Raw genomic sequence first — 25,932 nt, 5'->3', positions numbered from 1 at the left:
CCCGGCGACCGAAAACCCCTCGCGGACCGTGCCGCCCGCGGGGCACCCTCCGTAGGTATGGGGGAGCCGAAGTACCGCATCCGCGCGGCGCACGACGACACGACCGTCACCGTCCACCAGGCGTACGCGCCCCATCTGGGCCTGCCCGCGGCGCGGGACGGGCGCTTCCCGCCCGGCTGGAAACGGGACCGCATGACGTGGATCAAGCCGTCGTTCCTGTGGATGATGTACCGCTGCGGCTGGGGCGAGAGGCAACACCAGGAGACCGTGCTCGCCGTCGACCTCGCCCGCGAGGGCTTCGAGTGGGCGTTGCGGCACGCCTGCCTGTCGCACTTCGAGGCGGACGTGCACACGGACCGGGCTGCCTGGCGCGAGGCGCTGAAGGCCGCTCCGACGCGGGTGCAGTGGGATCCCGAACGCGACCTGCACCTGCGGCCTTTGGCGCATCGTTCGCTGCAGCTCGGCCTGTCCGGCGAGGCCGTCCGCCGCTATGCCGACGCGTGGATCACCGGCATCCGCGACGTCACGCCACTCGCGCACGAGGTCCACGCGCTGGTGCGCGCCGGGAAACTGGACGAGGCCGCGCGGCGGCTGCCGTACGAGCCCCCGTACCCGGCGCCGGACGGACTGCTCGACCACCTGCTGCCCGTGGCGCGGTGACGCACGAGACGTGTGGGGCGGGTGGGGCTGACAAGGCGCCGGGGACGCGAGGGACGTTCGGCGTTCCATCAAACCGGCCCGTCGAGGCAGCCTCTTTGGCGAACGCCTAACCGATGGACCGCACTTGTGTGCGTCGATCACTCTCCGATGTGATGTGGTAGCTCACGGTTCTGTGCGCGCTCCCGGTCGCGGAGGCGCCCCGGGCCCCGCCGCCGACCACGGCGGGCCCCCGCGACCGGCAGCCGTGCCGACCTCCGGGCCGGACAGGCCCAGCCCCCGCCATCGACCGAGGAGAGTCGTGACCCCCATCCTGTTCGTCTACGCCAAGGGCGGCCCGCCGCTGGAGTACGCGATACCGAGGATCGCCGTCCACGCCGAGGTGCACGTGCTGGCGCTCGCGCCGCTGCCCGAGGTCACCGCCCCGACGTGGCGGCCGCGTTGCGCCTCGGTCACCGAGGAGGCGCCGCGCGAGGGGGACGCGCTGGTCGAGCTGATCTGCGAGCACGCGGAGCTGGTGGGGGCCGGCGCCGTGACGACGCTCTCCGAGTACGCCGTGGTGGCCGTCGCGCACGCCTGCCGCCGTCTCGGCCTGGCCGGTGCGGGCGGCAACGTCGAAGCCGCCCGCGACAAGCGCCTGATGCGCCACCGCTGGCACCAGGCCGGCGTCCCGGTGCCCGGCTTCCAGCCGGTCCGCGAAGCCGCCGACATCGACGCGGCCTTCGATCGGCTGCGCCCGCCGCTGCTGCTCAAGGCCGCCTGGAGCGCAGGCTCCACCGCCCACGTGCGGGTCGAGGACCGCACGCAGGCCGAACGCGCCTGGCAGCTCGGCCGCGACGTCATGGCCGCGTCCGCGACCGAGGGGTACGCCGAACTCCACTCCGCCCGCGACGGCGTGAGCGACTTCCTTCTGGAGGAGATCGTCACCGGCCGCGCCGACGCCTGGTTCGGCACCGACAGCAAGCACGCCTGGGGCGACTACGTGTCCGTCGAGGGCATCGTCGCCGACGGCGTCTACCACCCGCTGTGCCTCACCGGCCGGATGCCGACCATCCCGCCGTTCACCGAACGCGCCGGGATCGCCCCGGTGGCGCTGCCACAGGCGGCGCAGCGCCGCATCGAGGAGGTGTCGCGGGCCGCCGTCGACGCCCTCAACCTCGACACCTGCGCCACCCACACCGAGATCAAGCTGGGCGCCGACGGCGAGATGTGGGTCATCGAGACCGCCGCCCGCTTCGGCGGCGTGATGACCACCCGCCAGGCCGAGGCGGTGCACGGTCTGGACATGCTGGGCATGCTGGTCCGCCAACTCCTCGGCGAGCCCGTGCGATACCCGGAGCGGATGCTGACCGAGGGCACCGGCGAAGGGCCGGGCGCCGCCGGCTCCCTGGTGGTGCTGGCCGCCGACCCGGAGGGCCGGCCGTGGCGGGACCTTCCGCCGTGGAACTTCGCCGCCGTCGACTGGCCGGAACTGCTCAGCGAGGGCACCCGCATCGAGCTGGTGCGGGAGGCCGCCCTGCCCGACGGCACGCCGATGCCCGCGTACACCGAGGCCGGCGGCGCCAACGCGATGGCCGCCCTGTGCTTCCTGACCGCCGATTCCGAGCAGACGCTGCTCGCCGACTGCGAGCACGTGATCGCCGCCCTGCCCCGCGCCCTGGCCGACGCCGTCGCCCGCACGGGTGAGGACGAGGCGTTCCCGGGGCAGGGGACGACGGACCGCACGGACCGTACCGACGACGCGGAGGCCGACGTATGAGCACCCCGAGCACCCGGACCAGCACCGACACGGCGGCGACCCCCGGCACCGCCGGCCCGGCGGCCGTCCCCGCCCAGGGCGCCGGCCCGTCCGGCGAGCACCGGCACGGCGCCGTCCTCGGCGGCCTGCTCACGCTCCCGCTCTTCGAGCAGCTGTGCGGCGTACTCGGCGGCCACCCGTACGTGAAGGTCGTGGTGGACCGGCACGAGGGCGTCTGGCACGTACTCGACAGCTCCGTCCACTCCTTCCACGTCAACTACATCGCCACCGAAGTCCTGGGCATGACCCTGGACGAACTCGACGCCGACCTCGACGGGTTCAACCACTCCGTCTACCACGACCCCGAACGGCGCTTCCTGCTCGGCGTGCTGTCCCTGCACACCGGCGGCGGCGCCGTCCCGCAGGACCGGCCCGCGCAGCCGTTCATGGTCCTGGAGACCACCGAGGCCGACACCATGGGCGCCGCCCTGCTCACCGAGTTCTACACCGAGGTCCGCGCGCACCTCGACGAAGCGCTCGCCCTGGCCGTCAAACCCGCCAACCACGGCCAGGAGAACGCCGTCGCCGCCGTCCCCGAGACGGACCTGCCGCGTGCGCAGGGCCACGAGCTGTTCTCCGCCGCGCCCTTCGTGCCGCTCACCCTCGGCACCGCGACCGGGCGGCTGCGCCGCTTCGCCGACGAGGACGACTACCGGGCCGCCCGCGCCGGCCTCGCCTGGTACGACATCGTGGCCATGCCCGTCGTCCCCGACGACATCCCGCGCCTCGCCGGCCTCCTGAACGCGCAGCCCACCACGCCGCTCTCGCACACCAACATGCTCGCCGCGGGCTGGGGCGTGCCCAACGCCATCGTGCGCGACGCCCTGGACCGCATCGACGACGAGAAGCTCGACGGCGCCTGGGTCTCCTACGAGGTCACCACCGAGGGCGCCCGCCTGGAACGCACCGAGGAGCCCGCCGACCTCGCCGAACCCGCCTGGCACACCCAGCGCATCCGCATCGACGCGCCCAGCCGCGACGACCTGCCGATCGTGCCGCTGGCCGCGCTGCGGACCGGCGACCGGCACGCGTACGGCACCAAGGCCGCCAACCTCGGCGAACTGCACCACGTACTGCGGAACGGCTCCGCACGCCTCACCGGCTACTACGCGGTGCCGCGCCCGCCCCGCGCCGACCTCCTCGGCCACCTCGCCACCCGGCTCGGCGCGAGCGGCGAGGGCGAGGAACTCGCCGAAGCCGCGGACGGCTTCCTCGCCCGCCACGTCAAGGCGCCCGAGGGCGTCGCGGTGCCGTTCTCCCTGCAGCAGCGCTTCCTGGACTCCTCGCCCGCCATCCAGCAGAGCATCGGCAAGCTGAAGATGGCCCTCGAACTGGGCGCCATGGACGCCGTGGACGCCGTCTGCGTGCAGCTGCAGCACCTGGTGCGCACCACGCCCGTCCCCGACGACATGGCCCGCACGCTCGACGCCCACCTCGTACGCCACCTGGCCGGAGCCCAGCGCTTCGCGGTGCGGTCCTCGTCCAACGCCGAGGACCTGCCCGGCTTCTCCGCCGCCGGCATCTACGAGTCGCACACCCAGGTCACCGACCTGCCGGGCGCCCTGGACGCGATCCGCCAGGTGTGGGCCTCGCTGCTCTCCCCGCGCAGCGTGCGCCTGCGGCACGAGGCCGGCATCTCGCTGGACGACACCTACATGGGCGTCATCGTGCAGCGCTACGAGCCGTCGCCGCTCGGCGGCGTGATGGTCACCTGCAACCCGACCAACCGCGCCGACTTCCGCAACGTCTACCTCAACTGCGCCCACGGCTCCACGGCCGCCGTGGTGGACGGGTCGACGCTGCCCATGCAGTACCTCTACAACACGGTGGAGGGCGGCGGCCGCACGCTGTCGCTGGGCGCGGCGGACACCGACCTGGACGTGGAGACCCGCGAACGGCTGGCCCGGCTCGCGCTCGCGGGACGCCTGCTCCAGTCCCACTTCGCGACGGACTACACCTTCGCGGCGCCGCTGGACGTCGAGTGGCTCCTCACGGCGGAGGGGCGCCTGCACATCCTCCAACTCCGGCCCTACAACGCGTAGTCCGGCCCGCCGGGCCGGGCCCCGTGCGGAAGCGGCGGGGTGGCGCCGGTCTCCCACGCCCGACGCCCCCGCCCCCGCACCACCACACCACCGAACCCGAGGCCAGGTCCGCACCCCCATGCCCCGCATCAGCAAGCCCCGCTCCACCCGGAAGTCCGCGCCGCCCGCGCAGGCCAAGCGCCTGATCCGGCTCAACAACGGCTTCCAGCTGCTCTTCAACCTCCTGTGGTGGATGCCGGTCTTCTACCAGTACCAGCGCGACGCCGGCCTCTCCGACGCCCAGATCTTCGCCATCCAGGGCGCGTACTACGTGTCGTTCTGCGTCCTGGAGATACCCACCGGCTTCCTCGCCGACCGGATCGGGCACCGGCGTGCCCTCCAGCTCGGCGCGGCCGTGATGGTGGCGGCGAACCTGATCCCCGTCGCGTCCCCGTCCGTGACCGGCTTCCTGCTGCACTTCCTCACCATCGCCACCGCGCGATCCCTCGTTTCGGGCGCCGCGAGCGCCTACCTGTACGACTCGCTGCACGCCCGCGGCGCCGGCGAGCACTACGTGCAGGCCGAGGGCACCGCCCGCTCCATCGGCCTGTGGGCGAAGATCGGCTGCTGGCCGCTGGTCGGCGTGCTGATGCAGATGCGCCAGGAACTGCCGTACGTGCTCACGGCCGTGTGCGCGCTCGGCGCGCTGGCGTGCGCGATCGCCCTGCCCCGCCTCGCCGCGCCCACATCCCCGCCCACATCCCCGCGCACGGCTCCCGCCTCTTCCGCGGCGACCGGACCCGCCGACGGCGAGCGCGACGGCAAGGGCACCGGCCTGCTGACCTCCCTGTTCGGCGCCCTCGCCGTCTTCCGCCGCTCCTCCGCGCTCGGCCCGCTCATGCTCCAGGGCGTTGCCCTCTTCACCCTCGCCCGCATCTGCCAGGTCAACCTGTTCCAGCCGCTGCTGATCGACAAGGACGTCCCGCTCACCCAGCACGGCGCGATCCTGTCCGCCATGACCATCGCCGAAGCGGTCGCCTCCGCCCGCCCCGAGTGGCTCCGGCGCCGGCTCGCCGACACCACCTCCGTCACCGTCCTCAGTCTGGTCCTGGCCTTCACCCTCGCCGCGACCACCGTCGCCGGGGGAGCCGGAACCGTCGTCTGGCTCTGCCTGTTCGCCGCCGCGACCGGTCTCGCCTTCCCCATCCAGCGCAACCTGGTCAACTCCGCGATCCCCGACTCCCGGCACCGCGCGACGCTGCTGTCCCTGGAGTCGATGCTGGACCGTGGCGTGTGCGCGCTGGCCGCCGTCGCGGTGGGCGCCTATCTCGCCGCCGACCGCCTCGACGCGCTGCTCGTGCACTCCGCGCTGGCCACGTGCGTGCTGCTGGCCGCCGTCGCCCTGGTCCTGCGCCGCCTTCGCCGCCGTGGAGCTCCCGGCCTCGCCGGAAGGGCCTCTCTCCCCGCCCCGCGCGACGCCGCCCCGCGCGACCCCGCCGCAGCCGACTCCACTCCGCACGCTCCGGCCGACCGCCGGAGGTAGACGCCACCTCCGCGCCCGACCCGGGCAGCGGCCGCTGCCGTCAGGCGTACCGGACGACGCTGGGACGTGGCGGCCAGGCCGTCGCGTCCAGCAGGCCCGCGCAGTAGGCGCGGGCGACCAGCGCGGGCCGCGACGGCGCGTCCAGCAGGCTGCGCAGCCGCCGCAGGTGGTAGTCCAGCGCCTGCCGGGACAGCCCGAGTGCCGCCGCGATCGCCGTGTTCGGTTCTCCGGCGGCCAGCATCACCAGGACCCGCAGCTGCACGGGGCTCACTCGTGGCCGCCCGGCGAACTCCGCCCCCACCGGGGTCAGTACGGCCACCACCGCGGCCGGCACCCCTGCCCGCCGCACCAGCGACAGGTCCGCCCGTACGGGCCGCCCGCCCCCCGCCGTACGCAGCACCAGGACGCCACCGCACCGTGCGAGCCGCCCCTCCGTCAACGCCCGCCACCCGCCGCCCGGCAACGCGCCGGACGCGTCCTCGACGTGCTCGGCCACGTCGTCGCCCTCCACGACGCCACGCGGCAGTCCCAGCAGCGCCGCCGCGGCCGCGTTCAACCGGCGCACCCGCCCGTCCAGCTCCAGCGTCACCACCGCCAGCCCGGAACGCTCGCGCAGCGCGTGCAGTTCCTCCCCGGCCGCCGCCATCTCCTCCAGGGCCCGGTGGTGGTCGGTCACGTCCACGTAGATGCCGCCGACGCGACAGGCCTGGCCGCGCAGCCCGTTCAGCGCGAACCGGTGCCCGACCGCCTCGCCGGGAGCGCCGCCCGCGTGCAGGAAGCGGATCACGTGCCGCACCGGCCGTCCCGACGTCAGGACCTCGCGGTCGAGTTCGCGTGCGGTCGCCGCGTCCTCGGGCGGGTCGACGTCCTCGACCGTCCGCCCGACCACGGCCTCGGGAGCCCGCCCGTACAGGTGCGCGTAGGCGGCGTTCACCCACAGGTAGCGGCCGCGGTCGTCCCGCACGAAGGCCGCGGCCGGCGAGTACGCGGCCAGCGCCTCGAACCACTCCGCCGCCTCTTCCTCCACCGCCACACCCGTACCCCCGTCACCACGTCGAGCCCTCATGCTGGACCACTCGGCCCCCGCGGTCACCACCCCCGCCGCGCCCGTATCGTGAGCCGCCCGCACCGGAACAGCCCGCAGCCCCTGAGGAGTCGCCACATGAGCTCGCCCCCACTGTGGATCGGCGGGCCGCCCGGGGCCGGGAAGAGCACCGTCGCCCGGCTGATCACCCGGCGCCGCGGACTGCGCTGGTACCAGGCGGACACGCGTACCTGGGAGCACCGCGACCGGGCGCTCGCCGCCCGGCACCCCGACGCCGTCCGCTTCGAGCAACTCTCCCCCGAACAGCGCTGGTCGGCGCCCGACGCGGCGCTCCTCGCCATGTCGCTGCACCGCGAACGCGGCCCGATGGTCGCCGACGACGTCCGCGCCCTTCCCGACCGCCCCGCCACCGTCGCCGAGGGCACCCCCGTCGTCCCGGAGATCGTCGGACGGGACGACCCCGCCGTGTGGCTGCTGCCCGCGCCCGGCCTGCAGCGCAGGCGCCTCGCACGGCGCGGGCCGCACCCGGCCGGGACCCTCCGCCTGTACGAACTGCTCGCGGACGAGATCGAGGCCGACGCGAACGCCCACGGAGCCACGGTCCTCCGCATCCACGAGAACACCACGGTGGCGCAGGCCGCAGCGGCGGTCGAGGAGATCTTCGCCGATGCCCTCGCCGCCTGCCCCGCCACCACCGCTGCCGAACGGCGCGTGCTCCTCCGCGACGCCAACCGCGCCGTCGTCGACCAGCACCTGGCGTACTTCGCCCGCCCCTGGTCCACGGGCGACCCGGCGGCCGCCGTCGTGGACTTCGCCTGCGAGTGCGGCGCCGCGGACTGCCTTGCCGACGTGCCCCTCGCGGTCACCGCCCACCCGTCCGGGCCTGGCGGGCCGCCCCTCCTCGCCGCCGGGCACCGGGCCGCCGCGTGACGCCTGCCGCGCCCGGCCCGGTCCGCGGGGCTCAGCGCTGGAACAGGCTCCTGCTGTACGCGTCGATCTCGGAGCGGCAGCGCTCCGCGTCGAGACCCGCGTAGGCCAGGGTCAGTCGGCCCGCGTTGCCGAAGAGCAGGTCCATCGAGTCCTCGCGCGCGTTGAAGACGAATTCGAGCTGCGCCCCGGTGCAGCCGTACTCCGGCGGGAACCACATCTCGATCTCCTGCCAGTAGTTCACCCGCGAGGCGACCGACTGCTTCGGCGTGCCGTTCTTCACCTCCGCCTCGTCGAAACGGAAGCCCAGATCGCCGAACGCGGTGAGCACGAGGTCCTGCGCGGGCAGCGTGTGCACCGCGAACTCGTCGAAGTCGCCCCGGTCCACGGCGTCGTCGATGGACAGCTCGGTGCGGACCGCCACCCGGCCGCCGCGCAGCCGCCGCCCGCCGAGCATGTGCGTCAGCGGCGTCTCCCACGGCAGATCGACCGGGACCTGGAGCACGTGCTCCAGGCCCGCGCCCAGCTCGAAACCCTCGGCGACCGTCTGCGAGACCACCACGCCCGGGTTGGTCCACTCGCCCTCAACCGGCTCCATGTCCTCGAAACGCGTCACCACATCCAGGCCCAGCCGGGCGATCTCCACGTCCGCCCCGCCGCCGCGCAGCGTCACCGTCGCGTTCACCCGCTCCCCGGGGCGGTACGCGTCCCGGTCGAGCACGGTCTCGACCTCCGGCGCGTTCACACCGAGCGCGCTCAGGAACGTGCGGAATGCCATGCGGGGCTCCTCCCCCTCGTACGGGTCCCTACCCCCGGCACCCTACGCACGCCCTGTGCCCCCACCGGCGGAACCAGGTCTTCTCGCGCCGGCGAACTCCCGTCCCGCCGGGCTCACATCGCCGCGACGACCGCGGACGTCAGCAGCAGCAACGCGACCGCCAGCAGGATCCCGCCGAACACCATCAGCGTCACGGCCGTGCCCTTCGGCGTCGGCGCACCGTCCACCAGGACCCGCGACGGGTGCCGCGGGTCGTACCGCACCGTCACCGGCGAACCGACGTGCAGCCAGCGCAGCGCCGCCGTGGGGAACCGTACGGCCCGGTGCCGCGGCTGCCCCTCCGCCGTGTGCCACAGCACGATGTGGGTGATGCGGTGGCCGTCGTCGGTCCGGCGGTACCGCACGTCGACCACCTGCCCCTGCACGGGCACGCCCGACCGCTCCAGCCGTCCGAGCCGGTCGTACCTCACCCACCCCCAGACGAAGAGCGGCAGCCCCAGCAGCAGGGCGGGCACGAACAGTACGAACAGCGCGGCCATCGGCCCTCAGACCCCCGTCCGGGCCCTCGGGCCCACTCGGCCGCCGACCGCCCCGGTGCACAGCGGGGCCGGGGCGGCCGACGGATCTCTCAGCACCTCAGTGGATCACTTGATCAGTGGATCAGCACATCTTGTAGTCGACGCGCGTCGAGTCGTATGCGCAGGAGTCGCGGAACGAACCGCCCGGCCTGCGGAGCGTGGCCGTGTCCTTGTCGTTGTTCCACACGTACCAACCGCGCCCCATGTACAGGTGCCCCGGCGACTTCGTGCCCTTCCCCGTGTGCACCTTGACCGTCTTCCCGGGGCTGATGCGGTAGGCGGGGAAGGTGTACGTGTGCCCGGCCGCGTCCCGGACCGTGTAGCCCTGCATCTGGAACTTCGCACCGGTGGTGTTCTTGATCTGCACGTACTCCGCGTTGAGGCTCGAATTGCCGCCCCGGTCGCTGCCGGGACTGTCGTAGTGGATCTTGTAGATGTACACGTTCCCGGCCGCGTGGGCCTGGGAGGGGGCGAGTGTCGCGGCGGCCGCCAGGGCGGCCACACCGGCTGCGACGGTACGGAATCGGCGCATGAGCGTCCTCGGTGATTCTCGGGCCGGGCACCCCACAGGGCCCGGCAGAGCCACAGAATATGGTCAACTCATCCGATTGAAGGCCCTGTTACCGAACAGCGACAGAACCGTCGTAACGTCGCAGAGGGCCGAGCCCGCGGCGCACTCGGGCAGGAAGACGCCCGCGGACCCGGCCCCTCGCCCGACTCCCGGAGTGCAGGCGGGCACTCCCGAAGCCGGACACCCCTCAGGTCGCCCGCACCGCCCGCCCCGGTTCCCCGGGACCCGGCGTTTCACCCGCCCGGCCGCACGTCCCGCCTCCGCCCCCGGGACACTGGACGGATGGCCACCGTCCTCCTCTTCCACTCCGTCCTCGGGCTGCGCCCCGTCGAACTCCAGGCCGCCGAACGCCTCCGCGCCGACGGCCACGACGTCACCACGCCCGACCTGTACGACGGCCGCACCGCCGAAACCCTCGACGACGGCTTCGCCCTCAACCGCGCCGCCGGCCGCGACACCCTGGTCGAACGCGCCGTGTCCGCCGCGGCGACGCAGCCCGACGACGCGGTCCTCGCCGGGGTCTCCATGGGCGCGTCCGTCGTCCGCACCCTCCTGCCGCACCGCCCCCACACGGCCGGCGTGCTCGCCCTCCACGCCCTGCCCGGCCGCCCGGAGACCGTCCGCGACGACCTGCCGGTACAGATCCACGTGGCCGACCCCGACCCGTTCGTGCCACCCGCCGACCTCGCCGCCTGGCAGCACGCCGCCTCCACCGCCGCCCCTGAACCGTCCGCCGCCGACGTCCACACGCACCCGGGGCTCGCCCACTTCTTCACCGACCCCGCCTCCGCCGGCTACGACCCCGCCGCAGCCGCCCTCACCTGGCAGCGCGCCGCCCGCTTCCTCGCGGGCCTGGGCTCGACCCGATGACCCCGGCACCGGCTCCCACCCCGCCCCGCGTCGTCGTCGGCGCCGCCCTGTGCTCCGACGGCCGCTTCCTCGCAGCCCGCCGCACGTCCCCGGCCGCCGTCGCCGGGCGCTGGGAGTTCCCCGGAGGCAAGGTCGAACCCGGCGAGACCGAACAGACCGCCCTGGCCCGCGAACTCCGCGAGGAACTGGGCGTCGAGGCCACCGTCACCGCACGCGTCCCCGGCGCCTGGCCCGTCCGCGAGGACCTGATCCTCCACATCTGGCTCGCCCGCCTCACCTCCGGCACCCCGCAGCCCCTCCAGGACCACGACGCCCTCCGCTGGCTCACCCCCGCCGAAGCCCTCACCCTCCCCTGGCTCCCCCAGGACCTCCCCGCCGTCCACTGGCTGACCGAGCTGATGTACGACGAGGGATGAGAGCCGATCAGCGACGACAGGAAGGGGTCGCGGTGCGCCGGCAGAATGGGGGTGTGAGCAGCGTCGTCCCCTCTTCACTCGCCGTATCCGCCCGAATGAGCAGGCAGGCATCTCGTGACACGGGCCCGGAGAAGGCGGTTCGAGCCCTGCTGCATGCGGCCGGTTACCGCTACAACGTGAACCTGTCGGTTCCGGGTATGCGACGCAGGACGATGGATGTCGGCTTCCCCAGGCTCAGGATCGCGGTGTTCATCGACGGATGTTTCTGGCACGGCTGTCCCGAGCATGCAACCCGGCCGAAGGCCAATGCCTCGTGGTGGCGGCAGAAGTTGGACCGGAACATGGCCCGCGACGCTGAGACCAGCGAGCACCTCGCTGCGCAGGGGTGGACCGTCCTCCGATTCTGGGAACACGAACCCCCGTCAGAAGTGGCTGACCGCATCGCTTCTGCCGTGAGAAGCCGCCGCGAAGCCGGTGCTCGGGGCAGGCCCCGAGCACACTCCTGACGGTCTATCAGGTTTGGTCAAGAGCTGGCAAAGAACCCAACACGGTGCTTGTAGTCGAAGATCATGTGATCACCGCATTTTCCATCACGCAGTGTGGAGAATGCGTGAAGTTGCTGTGTCGGTGATCCATTGAACAGTCGCGACTGACGGACACCGGTAGGAGCAGGGGCGAACGAACGAGAGCTGGTGCGGCCATCCCGATGAGCGACGAATTCGACATGGTGTACGAGACGTTCCAGGCGCTGCTGGAGTCGTTCCCCCCGGCTGAGGCCGTCAAGCGCATGCAGATGATGGCCGTCCCCCCGGCTCTGGTCGAACGAGTGCGTGAGCACCACGAGCAGCAGACGATCAGGGTGAAGGAGCTGGAGGAGCCGCAGGCGGTCGTTCTGGGTAACAGGGCAACCTGGTACACGGGGCCGCAGCCCAAGGACAAGTGTTGGCCCGCGATCAGAGCCATGCTTCTTGGCGACGGCTGGTCGGAAGAACCCGCCTTGGCCGACCTCGACAGGTCCTCCACACGTGTCATGTCGCTGCTGAACCATCCGAAGGAACGGGCGTTTGCCGCGCGGGGCCTTGTCGTCGGCTACGTGCAGTCGGGCAAGACCACCAACTTCACCTCTGTGATGGCGAAGGCCGCGGACCGCGGGTACAAGCTCTTCATCGTCCTTGCCGGCATTCACAACGGTCTCCGACGTCAGACCCAGGCGCGGTTGGTCCAGCAGCTCGTGGAGCCCAACCCCTCGCTTTGGTCCCAGATGACCGGGCTGGATGCGGACTTCACACCGCAGGCCAATCCCGCCTCGTACTTCGGCCGGAACAACCGCACCCGTGTGCTCTGTGTCGTGAAGAAGAACGCGACGGTCCTGCGTAAACTCGACCGGTGGCTCGCCGAGGCCTCCGAGTATCTCCGGGACTGCCCCGCATTGATCATCGACGACGAGGCGGACCAGGCCAGCGTCGCCACGAAGTCCATCAATCCCCTGATCCGCAGCATCATGAGCAGGCTTCCGAGGTCCGCCTACGTGGCGTACACCGCTTCGCCCTTCGCCAATCTGCTGATCGACCCCAGCGCCGACGACCTCTATCCCAAGGACTTCGTCGTCAACCTCCCCAAGCCGGACGGGCACTTCGGCACCGAGGTCCTGTTCGGTCGTTACGCTCTGGACGGCGAGGATCCGAGTGACGTGGACGACGGCCACGACATGATCCGGTCGGTACCGAGCGACGACGTCCCCCTGGTGAGGCCGATGACGAAGGCCGACGTGGACGGGTTCGAGCCGGTCCTCACCGACACCCTGCGGAGTGCGGTCGAATACTTCTGGTTGACCACGGCCGCGCGCCGGGTCCGCCGGACGGGCAACCCTCACAGCACGATGCTGATTCACACAAGCGTCAACACTTCCGTCCACAACAGCTTCCGACGCCCCCTCGAGCATCTGCGGAAGTCGGTGATCAAGTCGTTGAACGAAGCCGGGACGGTCCTGCGTCTTCGCGAACTGTGGCGTGAAGAGACCTCCCGAGTGCCGGCAGTGGAGTTCGGCGAGACATCCGTTCCGTTCGACTCCCTGCTGGCAGAACTCCCCGACGTTCTCCGTGATTGCCGCGTCATCATGGACAACTCCAGCAGCGAGGACCGTCTCGACTACGAGAACGGTGCCGTCGTGGCCATCGCCGTCGGTGGAAACACTCTGTCGCGCGGTCTGACCCTGGAAGGACTGTCGGTCAGCTACTTCGTTCGTGCGGTCTCGGCGTACGACACCCTGTTGCAGATGGGTCGTTGGTTCGGCTTCCGCAAGGGATACGCCGACCTCCCGCGGATGTGGATGACGGACGAGCTGGCGGAGTGGTTCCGTCACCTTGCGACGGTCGAGACGGAGATGCGGCGCGACATCGAGACCTACATGACCGAGGACGAGACGCCACTCACTTTTGCGGTCCGGCTTCGCACCCATCCCAACCTGCGCGTCACCGCGGCGGCGAAGATGCGTTCTGCCGTCACGGCCGCCGCTTCCTACGGCGGCAGGCGCATGCAGACCCACTACTTCCACACGGACGCCGAATGGCTGCGCGGGAATATCCGGGCGGCCGAAGGACTGGTGGCCAGGTGCCTCAGGAGTGCCGGCAGGGTCGAGGACCGGGCTTCGGAGGGGCGACACCTCTTCCGAGAGGTCCCCCATGATGTCGTGACGGACTTCCTGGACGAGTACGAGTTCCACGAGAAGTCACCCGAGAACGACAGCGAACTCATGAACGCTTACATCCGAAAGCGTGTGACAACCGCCGACTCACTTCGGCGGTGGAACGTGGCCGTTGTGGGCAATCCGAAGGGCGGGTCGTTCAGATTCGCCGCTGATGTGACCGTTGGACGCAATACTCGTGCCCGGTTGCGGACCGACCCGGAACCTGGATCGGTGGACATCAAGACTCTGATGAGCCGCCGTGACGCGGCTGTGGACCTCGAGGGGGCAGCGGCGGACATGACCGAGCAGGCGATCATGAAGGAGCGCCGACGCCAGCTCCCGGATCACGGCCTGCTCGTGCTCTATCCGATCGACAAGCTCTCCGTGCCCGAGCCGGCCAAGAAGCTCCGTGCGCCCCTTGACGCTCCGGAACACGTGATCGGCGTCGGCATCGTCTTCCCGGAACCGCAGAACGGCGACAGCACCGTGAGGTATGTGTCCGCGGATCTGTCCGGTGTCGTGCTCGAGGACGACGACGCCGAGCTGGAAACGGCTCTCGAAGGATGAGAAACGAAATGCTGCGTGATCTCGTCGAGACACGCTGGACGGCGCTCGAGGCCGAGCCGACCACGACGGCGCGGCGGCTGCGCGTGGCCCGACTGCCGGTAGTGACGCATCAGGGGGCGTTGGCGGCCGCCGTTGACCACGCGGGTCACCGGCGCTTGCTCGTTCCTGTCCAGAGCAACCAGAAGGTGCGTCCCGGTCTGCACGGTCCGGTACTCGAACTTCGTCGGCGTCCGCTGGAGGACGAGGGCACGTACCAGGTCTACGCCGACCTCGCTTGCTGCAACGCGGAGATGAACGACCTGTTCACGGGACTTTGCGTCGATGCTCTGAGCGAAGCTGGCAAGCACCTGAACAACCCGGTGAAGGCGCTGTACCGGGTACTCGACCGATGGAGGGCACTCTTCGCGACGGACCGACGGCCGCTCGGACCGGAGCAGTTGGCGGGACTTTTCGGCGAACTGCTGGTCCTGGAACGGATACTGCGCCTGGACTCCGGGGCGCACCGCTTCTGGCTCGGCCCGAAGGGACACCGGCACGACTTCTCGAACGGCACCGTCGCCGTCGAGGTGAAGTCCACCACCGAAGCCGGAGGACGCCGTGTGCGCATTCACGGGCTTGATCAGCTCGACGCACCGGTGGGAGGACACCTGCACCTGGCGCGGTTTCGGCTGCTGAGTACCACTGCCGGCGAAGCCGAAACCGGTCTGGTCTCGCTCGTCGATCGTGTGCTTCGTCTGTGCGACGACGAGGCGGCATTGCTCGGGCTTCTCGGCGAGGCGGGGTACCGAGCCGTCGACGCGGCTCGTTATCGGGACACGTGCTTCGTGGTGGAGGACGAGACGTGGTATCCGGTCAGCGACGGGTTCCCGAGGTTGACGGCCAGAGCATTGAGCGAGGCCGGACTGACCGCACCGGTGCACGACGTCGAGTACTCCGTCGAACTCACGGCCTCCGTCCCGGCCGTTCTCTCTTCCACCCGACAGGCCGATGTGCTCGAATCGATCGTCGCGGAGCGTACATGACGGACAGCCGATGGCACTCGCAGCCCTACCCTCCCGAGGGCGCCAGTGCTGCCGAGGGAATCCGCAACCAGCTCGGTCGCCCCGAACTCGACCTGCTCACCATCCTGGTACGAGAGTCGGCGCAGAACAGTTGGGACGCGCGTGTACCCGACTCGATGCGCCCTGTCGACTTCGACATCGACATGTGGGCAGTGAGTCCCGCGCACAGCTCGGCCTGGCGGGAACTCCTTCTGGCGGGCGCTCCTCACACTGCTGAACACTTCCCGCTGCGTGAGACGTTGAGGCGGGGACAGATTCGCGTGCTGTCCGTGTCCGACCGAGGCACCCGCGGTCTCGGTGGACCGACACGAGCGAACGACGCGGTCGGGCCGGAAAGGGACTTCGTCTCCTTCGTGCGGAACATCGGCGAACCGCGGGACACCGCTCTCGGTGGAGGCACGTACGGGTTCGGGAAGGGCATCTTCTACCTCGTGTCGCGGCCGGGCACAGTGCTGGTGCACTCTCGGTGTCGGACCCCGAGCGGTGGTTACGAGACCCGCCTGATCGGCTGTGCTCTCTGGCAGAGCTATGTGGAGAACGGCCCGGAGGGGAGCCGTCGCTTCACCGGCCGTCACTGGTGGGGCGACGTCCACGAGGGCGTCGTGGACCCGTTGGTCGGTAGGGAGGCGGAAGTCATTGCCCGCCGTCTCGGGCTCAGGCCGTTCGAGCCGGAGGAGACGGGGACCACAGTCGCCGTGGTGGACCCGAATCTGGACGGGTTGGAGCCTTCGAGTGCCGCCTCCTACCTGGCCGACACCATTGCTTGGCACCTTTGGCCGAAGATGATCGCGACGGAGGGCCGAGAACCGGCCATGCGTTTCGCGGTCGTCTGCGACGGCCTGCCCCATCCGGTCCCGGACCCCCGGGAGACCCGCCCATTGAACATGTTCGTGGCGGCCTACGAGGCGATGAACGGGCGCGGCGGCAAGGATCTCGAATGTCGCAATCCGATTCGGCTCCTCGGTCGGCTCGGTCTCGTCAAACGCATCATGCCGCCGCTCGAAGCCAGCCGGGCCCAACGCATGCTGGGCATCGAGAACATGATTCACCACGTATGTCTCATGCGCCCGGCGGAGCTCGTGGTGACCTATCACCCCGGTGCAAAGCCGCCGAGCGTGCATCAGGGATACGCCGGTGTCTTCCGGGCGGATGATTCCATGGACGAAATCTACGCAAAGGCAGAACCGCCGACGCACGACGCCTGGAATCCGCAGTCGCTCGACAAGCGGGAGGGCACCTTCGTGCGTACCACCTTCCGCCGTATCACCGAGGCGGTGGACGACCTGTTGTCGTTGACGGGAACGGCCGGGGCGGCCGCCAGCAAGGCGGCGTTGGGAGCGGCCAGCATGCATTTCTCGGGACTCGTCGGCGGGGCGTGGGGATTGGGTGGCGCCACGGACTACTCAAAGCCCGGCAGTACGGTGCCACCTCGCTCTCGACCGCAGGACAGGTCGCTTCGGCGGGGTGGCAGTGCGCCCGATTCCCGTATCGACGCGTCGCCGGAATCCGTTGACGGCGAGAGGTCGCACTCCGGGGAGGATCCCGTTCGGGGCCGGCCCCGGGTGACGTATGTGAGTGACCCGTACTACGCCGATCTGGGCGACGAGACCGTGCTCGTCCAGGAGTTCCGACTGCCTGCACCCGTCCCGCAGCGTGTCCGTATCGACCTTGGCGTCACGCTGCCCGGCTCCTCGGGGAGAGAGACCGACCCGCCCGTCGGGGCGGCCATGCCCGAACTGATCGGCTGGGAGGACGAAACCGGCCGTCTGCATGCGGGCGCCTCCTGTGTCATGGAGGGGGGTGGGGCCGTACGGCGTGCGCTGGTCAGGCCGGCGCCCGACACGATGACCGAGATCGCCATCAGGGTCGAGGCGGTGAGGTTGCCGTGACCAGGCGAGTGCTTCCGTACCGTGTTCCGGCGGAGGAGGCCGTCCGCGCCGAGCCGTGGCGCCTTCGGTTGGAGGACGAGGACATCATGCTGCCTCCGGCGATCCCCGAATGGGACTATCACCTGGATCTGCGGCTGAGGCGGACGGTCGGGATCGACCTCGCCCGCGTACGCCGTGAATCGGGCTTGCCGCTCGATGCCGCCCTTGTGCTGTCGAGCGTGTGGACGGCCACAGGATCGAATCTGAGTGGGCCGGCGGAGCAGATCGGTGTCCACGGAACCGACACGGCGACTGTCGAACTGGATTTCACTCTTCGCGGCGCGGATCTGGGGGGCCTGCTGGTGCTCGACACCGCACTGCTGTTGGGCGAGCGCCGGCACGATGCTCGGCCCTCCGTACCTCGCCGTGCCGGCTCGGTACTGTGGAGTGACAGAAGGTCGATTCGACTTCAGGGTGATGCTCCTCAGTTCCCCATGGCGGTCATCGACTTCGCACACACCTCCTTCCCGGACGGTGCGGCGTGGCACCTGCAGATCAGCGGTGGTCTCCACAGCGCGACCATGGGGTCCCTGCTGCTGCTCGTGAACGAACAGAACACCGTCACCACCACCGCCTTCCGCAACGCGGCAGGACCGCGTCCGGTGGATCGCACCGTACTTTCCGCGGTTCGTGCGGACACCGCACGAACGATGATCGAGCACGCGCTCGTGAACGAAGAGTTCACCGAGGAGGCAGGCTTCCCCGAAGGCTCGCTGGGGGCGACCTTCCTCGATCTCTTCGATCGCCTCTTCCCCGACCAGTCGATCGCGGACGTCCGACTTCGACGGCAGCAGTCGCCCGCGCTGTTCGCCTCGGACCTGCAAGCTGCGGTGAAGATCTTCGAGGAGGCATAGATGAGCTTTTTGTACCCACGTCTCCTCGAAGGCGAGGCCCGGCCGCTGTACACCGAGTACCGTGAATTGCCCGTCGAAGCACTGACGCAGCGGGTCTCCCTGCGCCACGACGCAGCCGTCTACTCGGCCACCGGCGGCGATCGGGTGCCGTCCCAGCACCTCATGGAGCTGCGGGAAAGTGCTGTGGAGATGGCGCGCAGGACAGGTTTCCCGCACGCAGCGGGTCGCACCGCCAACGCTGATTTCGACCGAGGACTGGCGGAACTGCTGCACACCCGGACCGGCATGGTCCCGGCCGAGGCCGCTGCTCGGGACGTCTGGGCGTTTCTCGCTCTCGTGCTGCTGCCCGACGTGGCATTCTGGCGCTATCCGCGACCACCCGGTGATCGGGTCCTCGGCACGGACCTGACGCGGCACGTCTTCGGACGCCTGTGGTGGCGATCCCAACTCGTGCATGCCCCCGGGCATCCGGACCCGTACCACGCGCTGAGCATCCTCGGCGAAGCCGCTTTCGACCAGATCTACGCCCGACGGGTTGCTCTAGGAGGCAGCCCCCACTTGGTGCGCGGCATCCTGCGGGTCTGGAGGGATCTCGACCTGCAAGGGCTCAATGAGCGGGACACGCTGCGCGACTTCCTGAAACGACTGCTGCGTCTGGCACCGTTCGTCCTCTTCGACGGAGTCGATGAAGCTGCCCTCGACGAGGAGCTTCGGGCTGTCGCGCAGGAGTCGGTCGAGGCGGTGCGGGGTGAGGCTCCAAAGAGGTGCGACCCGAACCCTGGATCACCTCCAGAGGCGACGGAGACCACTCGGAAGCAGCGTTTCACCACAGTGGAACTGTGCTGCGGAGCGGGCGGCCAAGCCCTCGGACTGGAACGGGCGGGTTTCGATCCCGCGCTGCTGATCGACAGCAAGGCCGACGCGTGCTTCACCGTTGAGCGCAATCGCCCCGACTGGGACATCGTCTGCATCGACCTTCTGCAGTTCCGTGTCGAGATGCGACCGGACATTCGCGGTGTCGATCTCGTCACCGGTGGTCTGCCTCGCGTGAAGTCACTCGCCACTGTTGCGCGCGACGACGACGCGCAAGAGGTGAGGGTCTTCCGAGCAGCGATTGATCTTGCATGCGATGTCGCGCCCAAGGCTGTTCTCTTCGAGAACATGCCCGACCTCGTGGAGTCGGCGGACTTCAATTCTGCCCGACTGTGGGTCGAGGAGACGCTGGAGGCGGCCGGCTTCCACGTCTCGTGGCGGGTGTTGAACGCGGCGGAGTATGGAGTCCCTCAGAACCGAAAGAGTGGGTTCCTCGTCGCCCTGCGAGAACCTTACGCGTCTCGCTTCACCTGGCCCGAGCCGTGGACTCGACCTCCGCCGACGGTAGGAAGGACGTTGGCCGAGTCGATGGCTGCGAACGGGTGGTCGGGAGCTCGTCAGTGGGCGTTGGACGCCGACCGCCCCGCCCCCGCACTGGTGGGGGGCTCCGAGCGGAGAGGAGGAGCCGACCTTGGGCCGACCGGAAGCAAGCGGGCATGGGCGGCGTTGCGGGTCAATGGGTCCAGTTTGGCAGATTTTCCGCCGGACGATTCCTTTCCGTCGGGCGACGCACCCCGTTTGACGGTGGAGCAGGCGGCCTTGATCCAGGGCTTTCCCGTGAACTGGCAGTTCGTCGGCGGCAAGACTTCACGGTATCGTCAGGTGGGCCACGCGACCGCCCCTCCGCTGGCCACCGCGGTGGGTCTGGCCGTTGCGGCGGCACTTCGCGGCTCGTTCTAGGATCGCTTCATGCGCACGCTCCCGTCAGCTGGCTCCGAACCCGTGACCGTCGTTGACCTGTTCAGTGGATGCGGAGGCTTCACTCAGGGCTTTCACGAGTTCCGCCCGGCGACGACCATCAACGGTGCACCAGTGTTTCGCAGCATCGCCGCCGTCGAGCGGGACGAGTCTGCGGCAGCGACCTACTCGGCGAACTTCGGGCGACTGCGTCCGTCCGACGACTTGCCTGCCACTCGGGTACACGTCGGCGACATCGAAGAGTGGGAGCCGACGCCCGAGGCGCTCGATGCCGACGTAGTGGTCGGAGGCCCGCCGTGCCAGGGTTTCTCTGCGTTGAACCGAGAGAAAAAAGGCATTGAACGAAATCGACTCTGGGAAGAGTACGTTCGAATTGTTCGAGTGATTCGCCCCAAGGTTTTCGTGATCGAGAACGTCGACCGATTCCTGAAGTCGGAAGAGTTCGGAAACCTGCAGAGGGAGGTCGCTGACGACGGGTTGCTCAAGGGGTACCGGCTGGTTGATCCGCCGGGTTTGGTCGCCTCCGACACGGTGGAAGCGAGGAACAAGCGCTACCTGCTCAATTCCGCCGACTACGGTGCGGTGCAGGCGAGAAGGCGGACCATCGTCATCGGTGTTCGAGAGGATGCCGAGCAGGGGCGTTTCATGGCCTACCCTGAGAGGACGCACCAGCGACGTCCACGAACTTCGGGTGACTCCCTCGAGTTCCCAGAGGCACAGTCGAACTGGTGGAACTCTGCAGACGGGGTATTCGAAGAGTCCTCCCGACTGGCACTCGTGGACAAGAATCTTCCTCCCAGGACGGAGTATGTTCCTGAGATCGGCCGAAGGTGCCCCGGCGTCTACAGGACGTCCGAGCTGCATTTTGGTCGAAATCCGGAGCCGCTGTCCCTCGCTCGGTACCAGGCCATCCCGCCGGGAGGGAACCGCAAACATCTGCGTGGCAAGTGGTACACGATGGACGAAGTGGGCAACATTGTCATCTTCGATACTTCGAGTCCTGCAGGAGTTCGGACGCCCGTGGCATATTTGTCGACCCCGAGCTGGGACAACCACAACACCGGGACCGGCGATGTGATGGGACGTATGCGGAAGGGTGAGCCGTCAGTCACCATCCGGACTGAATTCTACAAGCCCGAGAAGGGGCGGTACCTGCACCCCGAGGATCCTCGTCCGATTACTCATTTCGAAGCCGCGCGGATCCAGGGATTCCCGCGAGACTTTCGATGGTGCGGGTCAAAGGTCGAAATTGCTCGCCAGATCGGTAACGCCGTGCCGATTCGATTGGGTGCAGCCATTGCGGGGGCCATCCACCGGTTCCTGCGTCCTTGAAATTTCAGATTGCGGTCGGGTCGAACAGAAGGGTCGGTTCGGCGAGGATGTCGCGGGCTGCCTCGCTTTTGTAGATGAGGTCGATGCTGCCGTAGCGGGCCTCGTTGTAGTCGTAGCCGAGGTCGGCGACGGCCGTGCGTACGGCGTCCTCGGACGGGCCTTCGATCTCGAGGAAGGTGGGCAGGTCGGGCCAGGTGTCGAGGTCGTAGGTGATGTGACCGAGCTGCCACTCTTCGCGGTAGTTCTGCTGGTATCGGACATGGCGGAGTCCGAGGGCTTTGAGTAGTTCGGTGGTGGTCTCGAGTGAGTTGACTTCGATCTCGATCTCGGTGGTGCCGTGGATGGTGGTGGCGTCGCTGACCTGCTTGAGGGTGAGGGTCGTCCTGCCGCCTTCGTCGCGGAGGCGCAGCCACTGTTCGCCTTGGACGGCGTCGTTCTCGAAGATGAGCCTGGTGAAGAGGGTCTTCTCGAAGGTCCTTTGTGCGCCGACGGTCCGGAGCTGTTCGCGAACAGCGTCGACGTTGATGTTCAGGAATTTGGCTTCGTACTCGTTCTGGGGCATCGCTGGTTCGGCTCCCTGGTGTGGTCAGGCGGTCAGCTGGTGGAAGTCGTCCTCCCGCAGCCGCGGGCGACTTCGCTGCACGCTCCGCCGGTGTCGAACTTCCGGACGGACCGGCAGAGGTTCATGCGCTGGATGCAGATGCCGACGTGAAAGTCGCCGGCGGTGTCGCGGTGGAGGCGTACGCCGCAGTAGCCCTCTTCGTAGTCGGTCGTGTTGTTGAAGCGGCAGGTGGTGCAAGGGTTATGCGACCGCGGCTGTGTCCTGAGGCAGCGCACAGCCCAGCGGCCGACTTGCTGGTCAGGCTGCTTCTTCGGCGCACTCCGAGCAGAGGCCGGGGGTGGGGGAGCGGTGGGCGCGGTCGCAGGAGGGGCAGTTCTGGAGGGGGTTGGGGCGCGGGGGTGGCGGTGTTGGGGTTGAGCGGGAGAGGTGGGCGAAGGGGAGCGCGGGTGGGAGGGATTCCGTGAGGCGGTAGTGGAGGAGACCGGCGGGGCGGTGGATGACGCCCTCGGGGAGGTCGGCGATGAGAGTGCGGGCGGCTGCGGCGGGATCGATGCCGCGGTCGAGCCAGGTGGTGAGGGTGGGGATCAGGCGGGCGATGTCCCGGGCGCCGAGGACGAGGCGGGGGTCGTAGACGCGGAGGGAGGTCAGGAGGTGGCGCGCTTCGCGGCTGTTGGGGGTGGTGTCGGCGTCGGGGGAAGGCGCGGGCGAGGGTTGGTCCTGCTGCGGTTGCGGCTTCCGAGGGGGCGTGGGCGGCGCGGAAGGGGGAGCCGTGCGGGCGGCGGGGTGGTCGTTGAAGGAGGTGCGCGTGATGCGGCGGCCGTTGGGGAGGCGCACGAGGGTGCGTTGGAGGTATCCGGCGGCCTCCAGCTCGCGGAGGGCGCGGGCGACGACGACCTCGCCCTCGGGGAAGCGGGCCGCCAGAGCCTTGATAGTGACGGAGGTGCCGTCCGGCTTGGACTGGATGTAGACGGCCAGTCCGATGGCGACGGCGGACAACTCGGCGTGCTGGGCGAGGTGGTTGCCGACGACGGTGAAGCGCTCGCTGTGCCGGTGACGGATGTGGGTGACACCGGCCTGCGGAACGCGGTGATGGGCGCGCGCGGGCGCGTTAAGCTGCGGGACAGCCATGTGGGAAGGTCCTGACTTCCTGGGTGGTCAGACCCTCGCCCGGGATGCCAGTCCCGGCGGGGGTCGTCGCATGTGCGGGTGTTGTCGAGCCCGAGCGTAAGGCCGAGTTGGGGATGTTTCGGCCGGAGATCAAGATTCTCACCCGGACGAGGGACGCCGGGCCGGGTTTGGTGGGGAAGGTTTTCTCCACGAGTTCTTGAGAGGGGCGCGGGGTGGGCCAGGTCCTCGGCGACCAGGTCCTGGGGACCTCGATCTGGTGCGGGCGCGGGCGCTCCGGGCAAGGGAGGAGCCCCGGCGCAGGAGTGGGAGGCACCGGGGCTCGTTGTTCCCCCTCAGCTCCGGCCGTGAGGCCGGTGGCGCGCGTCCACCGGTCGTTGTGGCGGCGCCGATGTCCAGCCTGGAGGACGGGCCTGGGGTGCCGGTACCGCCGACCGGCTGGATTCGGGCCGCCGGTCGGCGGGGAAATCCGTGTGCGGCCGGGGTGGTGGGCTGGGAGGGTGCGGGAGTGGAGACCAGGGAGACGGACGTAGGACGGGCGGAGACGGACGTACGGCGGGCGGGGGTGGGGGACGCCGAGGCGGTGGCGGGGGTGTGGCTGCGGTCGTTCGCGGCGGCGCTGCCGACCGTGCGGCGGGCGCACGACGACGAGGCCGTGCGCTGGTGGATACGGGAGATCGTGCTGCCGCAGCAGGAGACGTGGGTGGCGACGGCGGACGGTGCCGTGGTGGGGATGCTGGCGCTGGACGGCGGCGAGTTGGAGCAGCTGTATGTGGAGCCGGCTTGGCGGGGGCGGGGTGTGGGGGACCGGTTGGTCGCGCTGGCGAAGCGTCGCCGGCCCGGCGGGCTCGCGCTGTGGACGTTCCAGGTGAACGGTCCGGCGCGGCGGTTCTACGAGCGCCACGGCTTCACGGAGACGGACCGTACCGACGGCGGCCGGAACGAGGAGCGTGAGCCGGACGTGCGGTGTGTGTGGCGGCCGGAGGGCCGTCGGGAAGGGACGGGGACGTGAACGCGAGGATCGAGCGGGTGAATCCGGAGCCGCTGCATGCGACGCCGGGCTACGCCCACGTCACCGTCGTGGAGGCGGGGCGGACGGCATACCTGGCCGGGCAGTGCCCGCTGGACGCTGCGGGGGAGTTGGCGGGGCGCGGTGACCTGGACGCGCAGATCGACCAGGTCGCGGCCAACGCGCTGGTCGCCCTGGAGGCGGTGGGCGCGCGGCCGGAGGACGTGGTGCGTTCGGTGATCTACGTGCGCAGCGACGAGACGGGCGTGCTGGCCGGGGCGTGGCGGAGGCTGAACGACTCGGTGATCGCGGGTGCCTTCGGCACGGCGAGCACGCTGCTGGGGGTGGCGCAGCTGGGATTCGGCGGGCAGTTGGTGGAGGTGGACCTGACGGCGGCGCTGCCGCCCGGGTGATGCGGGGCGCGGCGGCTCCGGGGCCCGGTGGTCAGGCGAGTTCGTCGGCGAGGAGATCCATGAGCAGGCCGTCGCGCCAGTCCCCGGTCAGCGGGTCGCGTTCGTAGGCGCGGAGGACGCCGACGGGCCGGAAGCCGACGCGGGTGTAGCTGCGGACGGCCGTGGTGTTGGCGGCTGCGGGGTCGATGGTCAGGCGGTGGTGGCCGCGCGCGTCGATGAGCCAGCGGGCCAGCGTACGGACGGTCTCGGCGCCCAGGCCGCGGCCGTGGTGGCGGGCGGAGAGGAAGAGGTCGATGCCGGCGTGCCGGTAGTCCGGGTCGTCCTCCTCCTCGTACTGGACGGACCCGATCACCTCGCCGTCGAGGACGACCGCGAGCATGTCGTCGAAGCCCTCGGGGGTGCCCCACCAGGCCGCGACCTCGGGTTCGCGGACGATGCGGTGGAGGGTCGGGGTGTCGTCGGCCATGACGGGGCGGAGGACGATCCTGTCGCCGCGGAGTTCCCAGTCCGAGTCCATGGGGGTCATCCTGACCCGTCCCGCCCCTTCGGCGCAGGGCGGTTCCTGCGGCTGCCGAGCCGACGGACGCGCATCGGGCGCTTCCCCGAAACCTCTCGGCGTGGCCTTTCGCTCCTCGTCGTACAGCTTGGCGCCGCGCACGGTGCCGGGGAAGCGTGGTGGGCGTGCCACGGGCGGAGGCGAGAGGCGAACGAGCCGCCGCCCGTCGTGGGGGCGGCTGCGCGGTGCCCGGAGGGGGCGTGCCGCGCAGCCGGGGCGCGTGACGGCCGACGGACCGCGGGGGCGGGGGTGCGGTCAGAGGTGGCGCGTGATGCGGGCGGGGTTGCCGACGGCGACGACGTTCGGCGGCAGGTCCTTGGTGACCACCGCGCCGGCACCGACGACGGTGTTCTCGCCGATGGTCACGCCGGGGCAGACGATGACGCCGCCGCCGAGCCACACGTTGTCGCCGAGGGCGATGGGCGCGGCGGCCTCCCACTTGGCGCGACGCGGTTCGGGGTCGAGGGGGTGCGTCGGGGTGAGGAGCTGGACGCCGGGGCCGATCTGCACGTCGGCGCCGATGGTGATGCGTGCGACGTCGAGGAACACGCAGCCGTAGTTGACGAAGGTGCGCGGGCCGATGGAGATGTGGGTGCCGTAGTCGACGTGGAGCGGCGGTCGTACGTCGACGCCCTCGCCCACCTCGCCGATCAGCGCGCGGAGCGCGGCGCGGCGGCCCTCGGGGTCGGCGGCGCGGGAGTCGTTGAACGCTTCGCCGAGCTCGGCGGCGCGCTGGGCGTCGGCGGCGATCTCGGGGTCGTCCGCGAGGTACGGCTCGCCGGCGAGCATGCGGTCCTTCTGGCTGGCCATGGTGCGTGCCTCCGAGGGGTGGTGACGTGCCGCC

General features: G+C 70.2%; 24 protein-coding genes. 16 read left to right on the top strand and 8 right to left on the bottom strand.

The annotated features are described in order from the left end of the window. The first annotated feature begins 57 nt into the window (after positions 1-57). The 4 genes from K304_RS0117470 to K304_RS29560 all read left to right on the top strand — a co-directional run bounded on the left by K304_RS0117470 (position 58) and on the right by K304_RS29560 (position 6,019). Positions 58-660, top strand: coding sequence for a DUF4291 domain-containing protein (locus tag K304_RS0117470; RefSeq protein ID WP_027764817.1), 603 nt, complete (start codon positions 58-60; stop codon positions 658-660). Positions 661-958: 298 nt separating this feature from the next. Further along, positions 959-2,416: an ATP-grasp domain-containing protein gene (locus tag K304_RS29570; RefSeq protein ID WP_486591704.1), complete on the top strand. Its 1,458-nt coding sequence runs from the start codon at positions 959-961 to the stop codon at positions 2,414-2,416. Continuing rightward, a complete protein-coding gene (locus K304_RS29565; protein WP_078529278.1) occupies positions 2,413-4,497 on the top strand; it encodes a PEP/pyruvate-binding domain-containing protein in 2,085 nt (694 codons plus the stop codon). The genes K304_RS29570 and K304_RS29565 overlap by 4 nt, the downstream gene beginning before the upstream one ends. A gap of 118 nt (positions 4,498-4,615) precedes the next feature. Next, the gene (locus K304_RS29560) at positions 4,616-6,019 is read left to right on the top strand and encodes an MFS transporter (protein WP_078529276.1); all 1,404 of its coding nucleotides are present in this window, start codon (positions 4,616-4,618) and stop codon (positions 6,017-6,019) included. Positions 6,020-6,059: 40 nt separating this feature from the next. On the opposite strand, the gene K304_RS29555 is transcribed toward K304_RS29560, so the two are convergent. Next, on the bottom strand, positions 6,060-7,052 hold the full coding sequence (locus tag K304_RS29555) for a helix-turn-helix transcriptional regulator (protein WP_051308556.1): 993 nt from the start codon (positions 7,050-7,052) through the stop codon (positions 6,060-6,062). A 129-nt stretch (positions 7,053-7,181) separates the two neighbouring features. Here K304_RS29555 and K304_RS0117445 point away from each other — a divergent pair, with 129 nt between their 5' ends. After that, the gene (locus K304_RS0117445; protein WP_037790846.1) at positions 7,182-7,994 is read left to right on the top strand and encodes a cytidylate kinase family protein; all 813 of its coding nucleotides are present in this window, start codon (positions 7,182-7,184) and stop codon (positions 7,992-7,994) included. A 31-nt stretch (positions 7,995-8,025) separates the two neighbouring features. Here the strand turns inward: K304_RS0117445 and K304_RS29550 are convergent, their stop codons facing one another. From K304_RS29550 to K304_RS0117430, 3 genes are all read right to left on the bottom strand, one after another. After that, a complete protein-coding gene (locus tag K304_RS29550; protein ID WP_051308555.1) occupies positions 8,026-8,769 on the bottom strand; it encodes a sporulation protein in 744 nt (247 codons plus the stop codon). A 113-nt stretch (positions 8,770-8,882) separates the two neighbouring features. Beyond that, entirely contained in the window at positions 8,883-9,308 is a 426-nt protein-coding gene (locus K304_RS0117435) for a DUF3592 domain-containing protein (protein ID WP_027764815.1), read from the bottom strand. Positions 9,309-9,429: 121 nt separating this feature from the next. Continuing rightward, positions 9,430-9,879 (bottom strand): lamin tail domain-containing protein, encoded by a 450-nt coding sequence (locus tag K304_RS0117430; RefSeq protein ID WP_027764814.1) that lies wholly within the window; start codon positions 9,877-9,879, stop codon positions 9,430-9,432. 57 nt (positions 9,880-9,936) lie between these two features. Here K304_RS0117430 and K304_RS0117425 point away from each other — a divergent pair, with 57 nt between their 5' ends. The 9 genes from K304_RS0117425 (at position 9,937) to K304_RS32225 (ending at position 21,423) form a co-directional block, all read left to right on the top strand. Further along, positions 9,937-10,788, top strand: a complete 852-nt coding sequence (locus tag K304_RS0117425; RefSeq protein ID WP_486591711.1) for a dienelactone hydrolase family protein — start codon at positions 9,937-9,939, stop codon at positions 10,786-10,788. Further along, positions 10,785-11,204, top strand: coding sequence for a (deoxy)nucleoside triphosphate pyrophosphohydrolase (locus K304_RS0117420; protein WP_027764812.1), 420 nt, complete (start codon positions 10,785-10,787; stop codon positions 11,202-11,204). The genes K304_RS0117425 and K304_RS0117420 overlap by 4 nt, the downstream gene beginning before the upstream one ends. 95 nt (positions 11,205-11,299) lie before the next feature. Further along, entirely contained in the window at positions 11,300-11,710 is a 411-nt protein-coding gene (locus K304_RS32235; RefSeq protein WP_486591710.1) for a very short patch repair endonuclease, read from the top strand. A gap of 200 nt (positions 11,711-11,910) precedes the next feature. Continuing rightward, the gene (locus tag K304_RS0117415; RefSeq protein WP_027764811.1) at positions 11,911-14,457 is read left to right on the top strand and encodes a Z1 domain-containing protein; all 2,547 of its coding nucleotides are present in this window, start codon (positions 11,911-11,913) and stop codon (positions 14,455-14,457) included. An 8-nt stretch (positions 14,458-14,465) separates the two neighbouring features. Next, complete coding sequence (locus K304_RS29545) at positions 14,466-15,479, top strand: PD-(D/E)XK motif protein (protein ID WP_486591703.1); 1,014 nt, start codon at positions 14,466-14,468, stop codon at positions 15,477-15,479. After that, positions 15,476-17,407 (top strand): hypothetical protein, encoded by a 1,932-nt coding sequence (locus K304_RS0117405; protein ID WP_027764809.1) that lies wholly within the window; start codon positions 15,476-15,478, stop codon positions 17,405-17,407. Before K304_RS29545 ends, K304_RS0117405 begins: the two co-directional genes overlap by 4 nt. A 68-nt stretch (positions 17,408-17,475) precedes the next feature. Then, positions 17,476-18,300, top strand: coding sequence for a hypothetical protein (locus K304_RS33670; protein WP_199779633.1), 825 nt, complete (start codon positions 17,476-17,478; stop codon positions 18,298-18,300). After that, entirely contained in the window at positions 18,301-20,073 is a 1,773-nt protein-coding gene (locus K304_RS32230) for a DNA cytosine methyltransferase (protein WP_486591702.1), read from the top strand. 9 nt (positions 20,074-20,082) lie between these two features. Further along, a complete protein-coding gene (locus tag K304_RS32225; RefSeq protein ID WP_037790841.1) occupies positions 20,083-21,423 on the top strand; it encodes a DNA cytosine methyltransferase in 1,341 nt (446 codons plus the stop codon). Between the two features lie 4 nt (positions 21,424-21,427). Here the strand turns inward: K304_RS32225 and K304_RS0117390 are convergent, their stop codons facing one another. Further along, entirely contained in the window at positions 21,428-21,985 is a 558-nt protein-coding gene (locus tag K304_RS0117390; protein WP_027764807.1) for a class IV adenylate cyclase, read from the bottom strand. 297 nt (positions 21,986-22,282) lie between these two features. Further along, positions 22,283-23,113: a hypothetical protein gene (locus K304_RS33410; RefSeq protein ID WP_027764806.1), complete on the bottom strand. Its 831-nt coding sequence runs from the start codon at positions 23,111-23,113 to the stop codon at positions 22,283-22,285. 505 nt (positions 23,114-23,618) lie between these two features. Between K304_RS33410 and K304_RS29530 the strand changes: the two genes are divergently transcribed. Further along, positions 23,619-24,122, top strand: a complete 504-nt coding sequence (locus K304_RS29530; protein ID WP_486591701.1) for a GNAT family N-acetyltransferase — start codon at positions 23,619-23,621, stop codon at positions 24,120-24,122. Beyond that, complete coding sequence (locus K304_RS0117370) at positions 24,119-24,532, top strand: RidA family protein (protein WP_106965615.1); 414 nt, start codon at positions 24,119-24,121, stop codon at positions 24,530-24,532. Before K304_RS29530 ends, K304_RS0117370 begins: the two co-directional genes overlap by 4 nt. Before the next feature lie 31 nt (positions 24,533-24,563). Here the strand turns inward: K304_RS0117370 and aac(6') are convergent, their stop codons facing one another. Together aac(6') and K304_RS0117360 are read right to left on the bottom strand one after the other, a co-directional pair. Beyond that, a complete protein-coding gene (aac(6'), locus tag K304_RS0117365; RefSeq protein WP_037790839.1) occupies positions 24,564-25,049 on the bottom strand; it encodes an aminoglycoside 6'-N-acetyltransferase in 486 nt (161 codons plus the stop codon). Between the two features lie 294 nt (positions 25,050-25,343). Continuing rightward, entirely contained in the window at positions 25,344-25,898 is a 555-nt protein-coding gene (locus K304_RS0117360; RefSeq protein ID WP_027764803.1) for a sugar O-acetyltransferase, read from the bottom strand. Between the last annotated feature and the right edge of the window lie 34 nt (positions 25,899-25,932).

This window comes from Streptomyces sp. CNS606 (assembly GCF_000426325.1).
The sequence above is the reverse complement of the archived record's forward strand: the minus strand, read 5'-3'. Positions and strand labels throughout refer to the sequence as shown.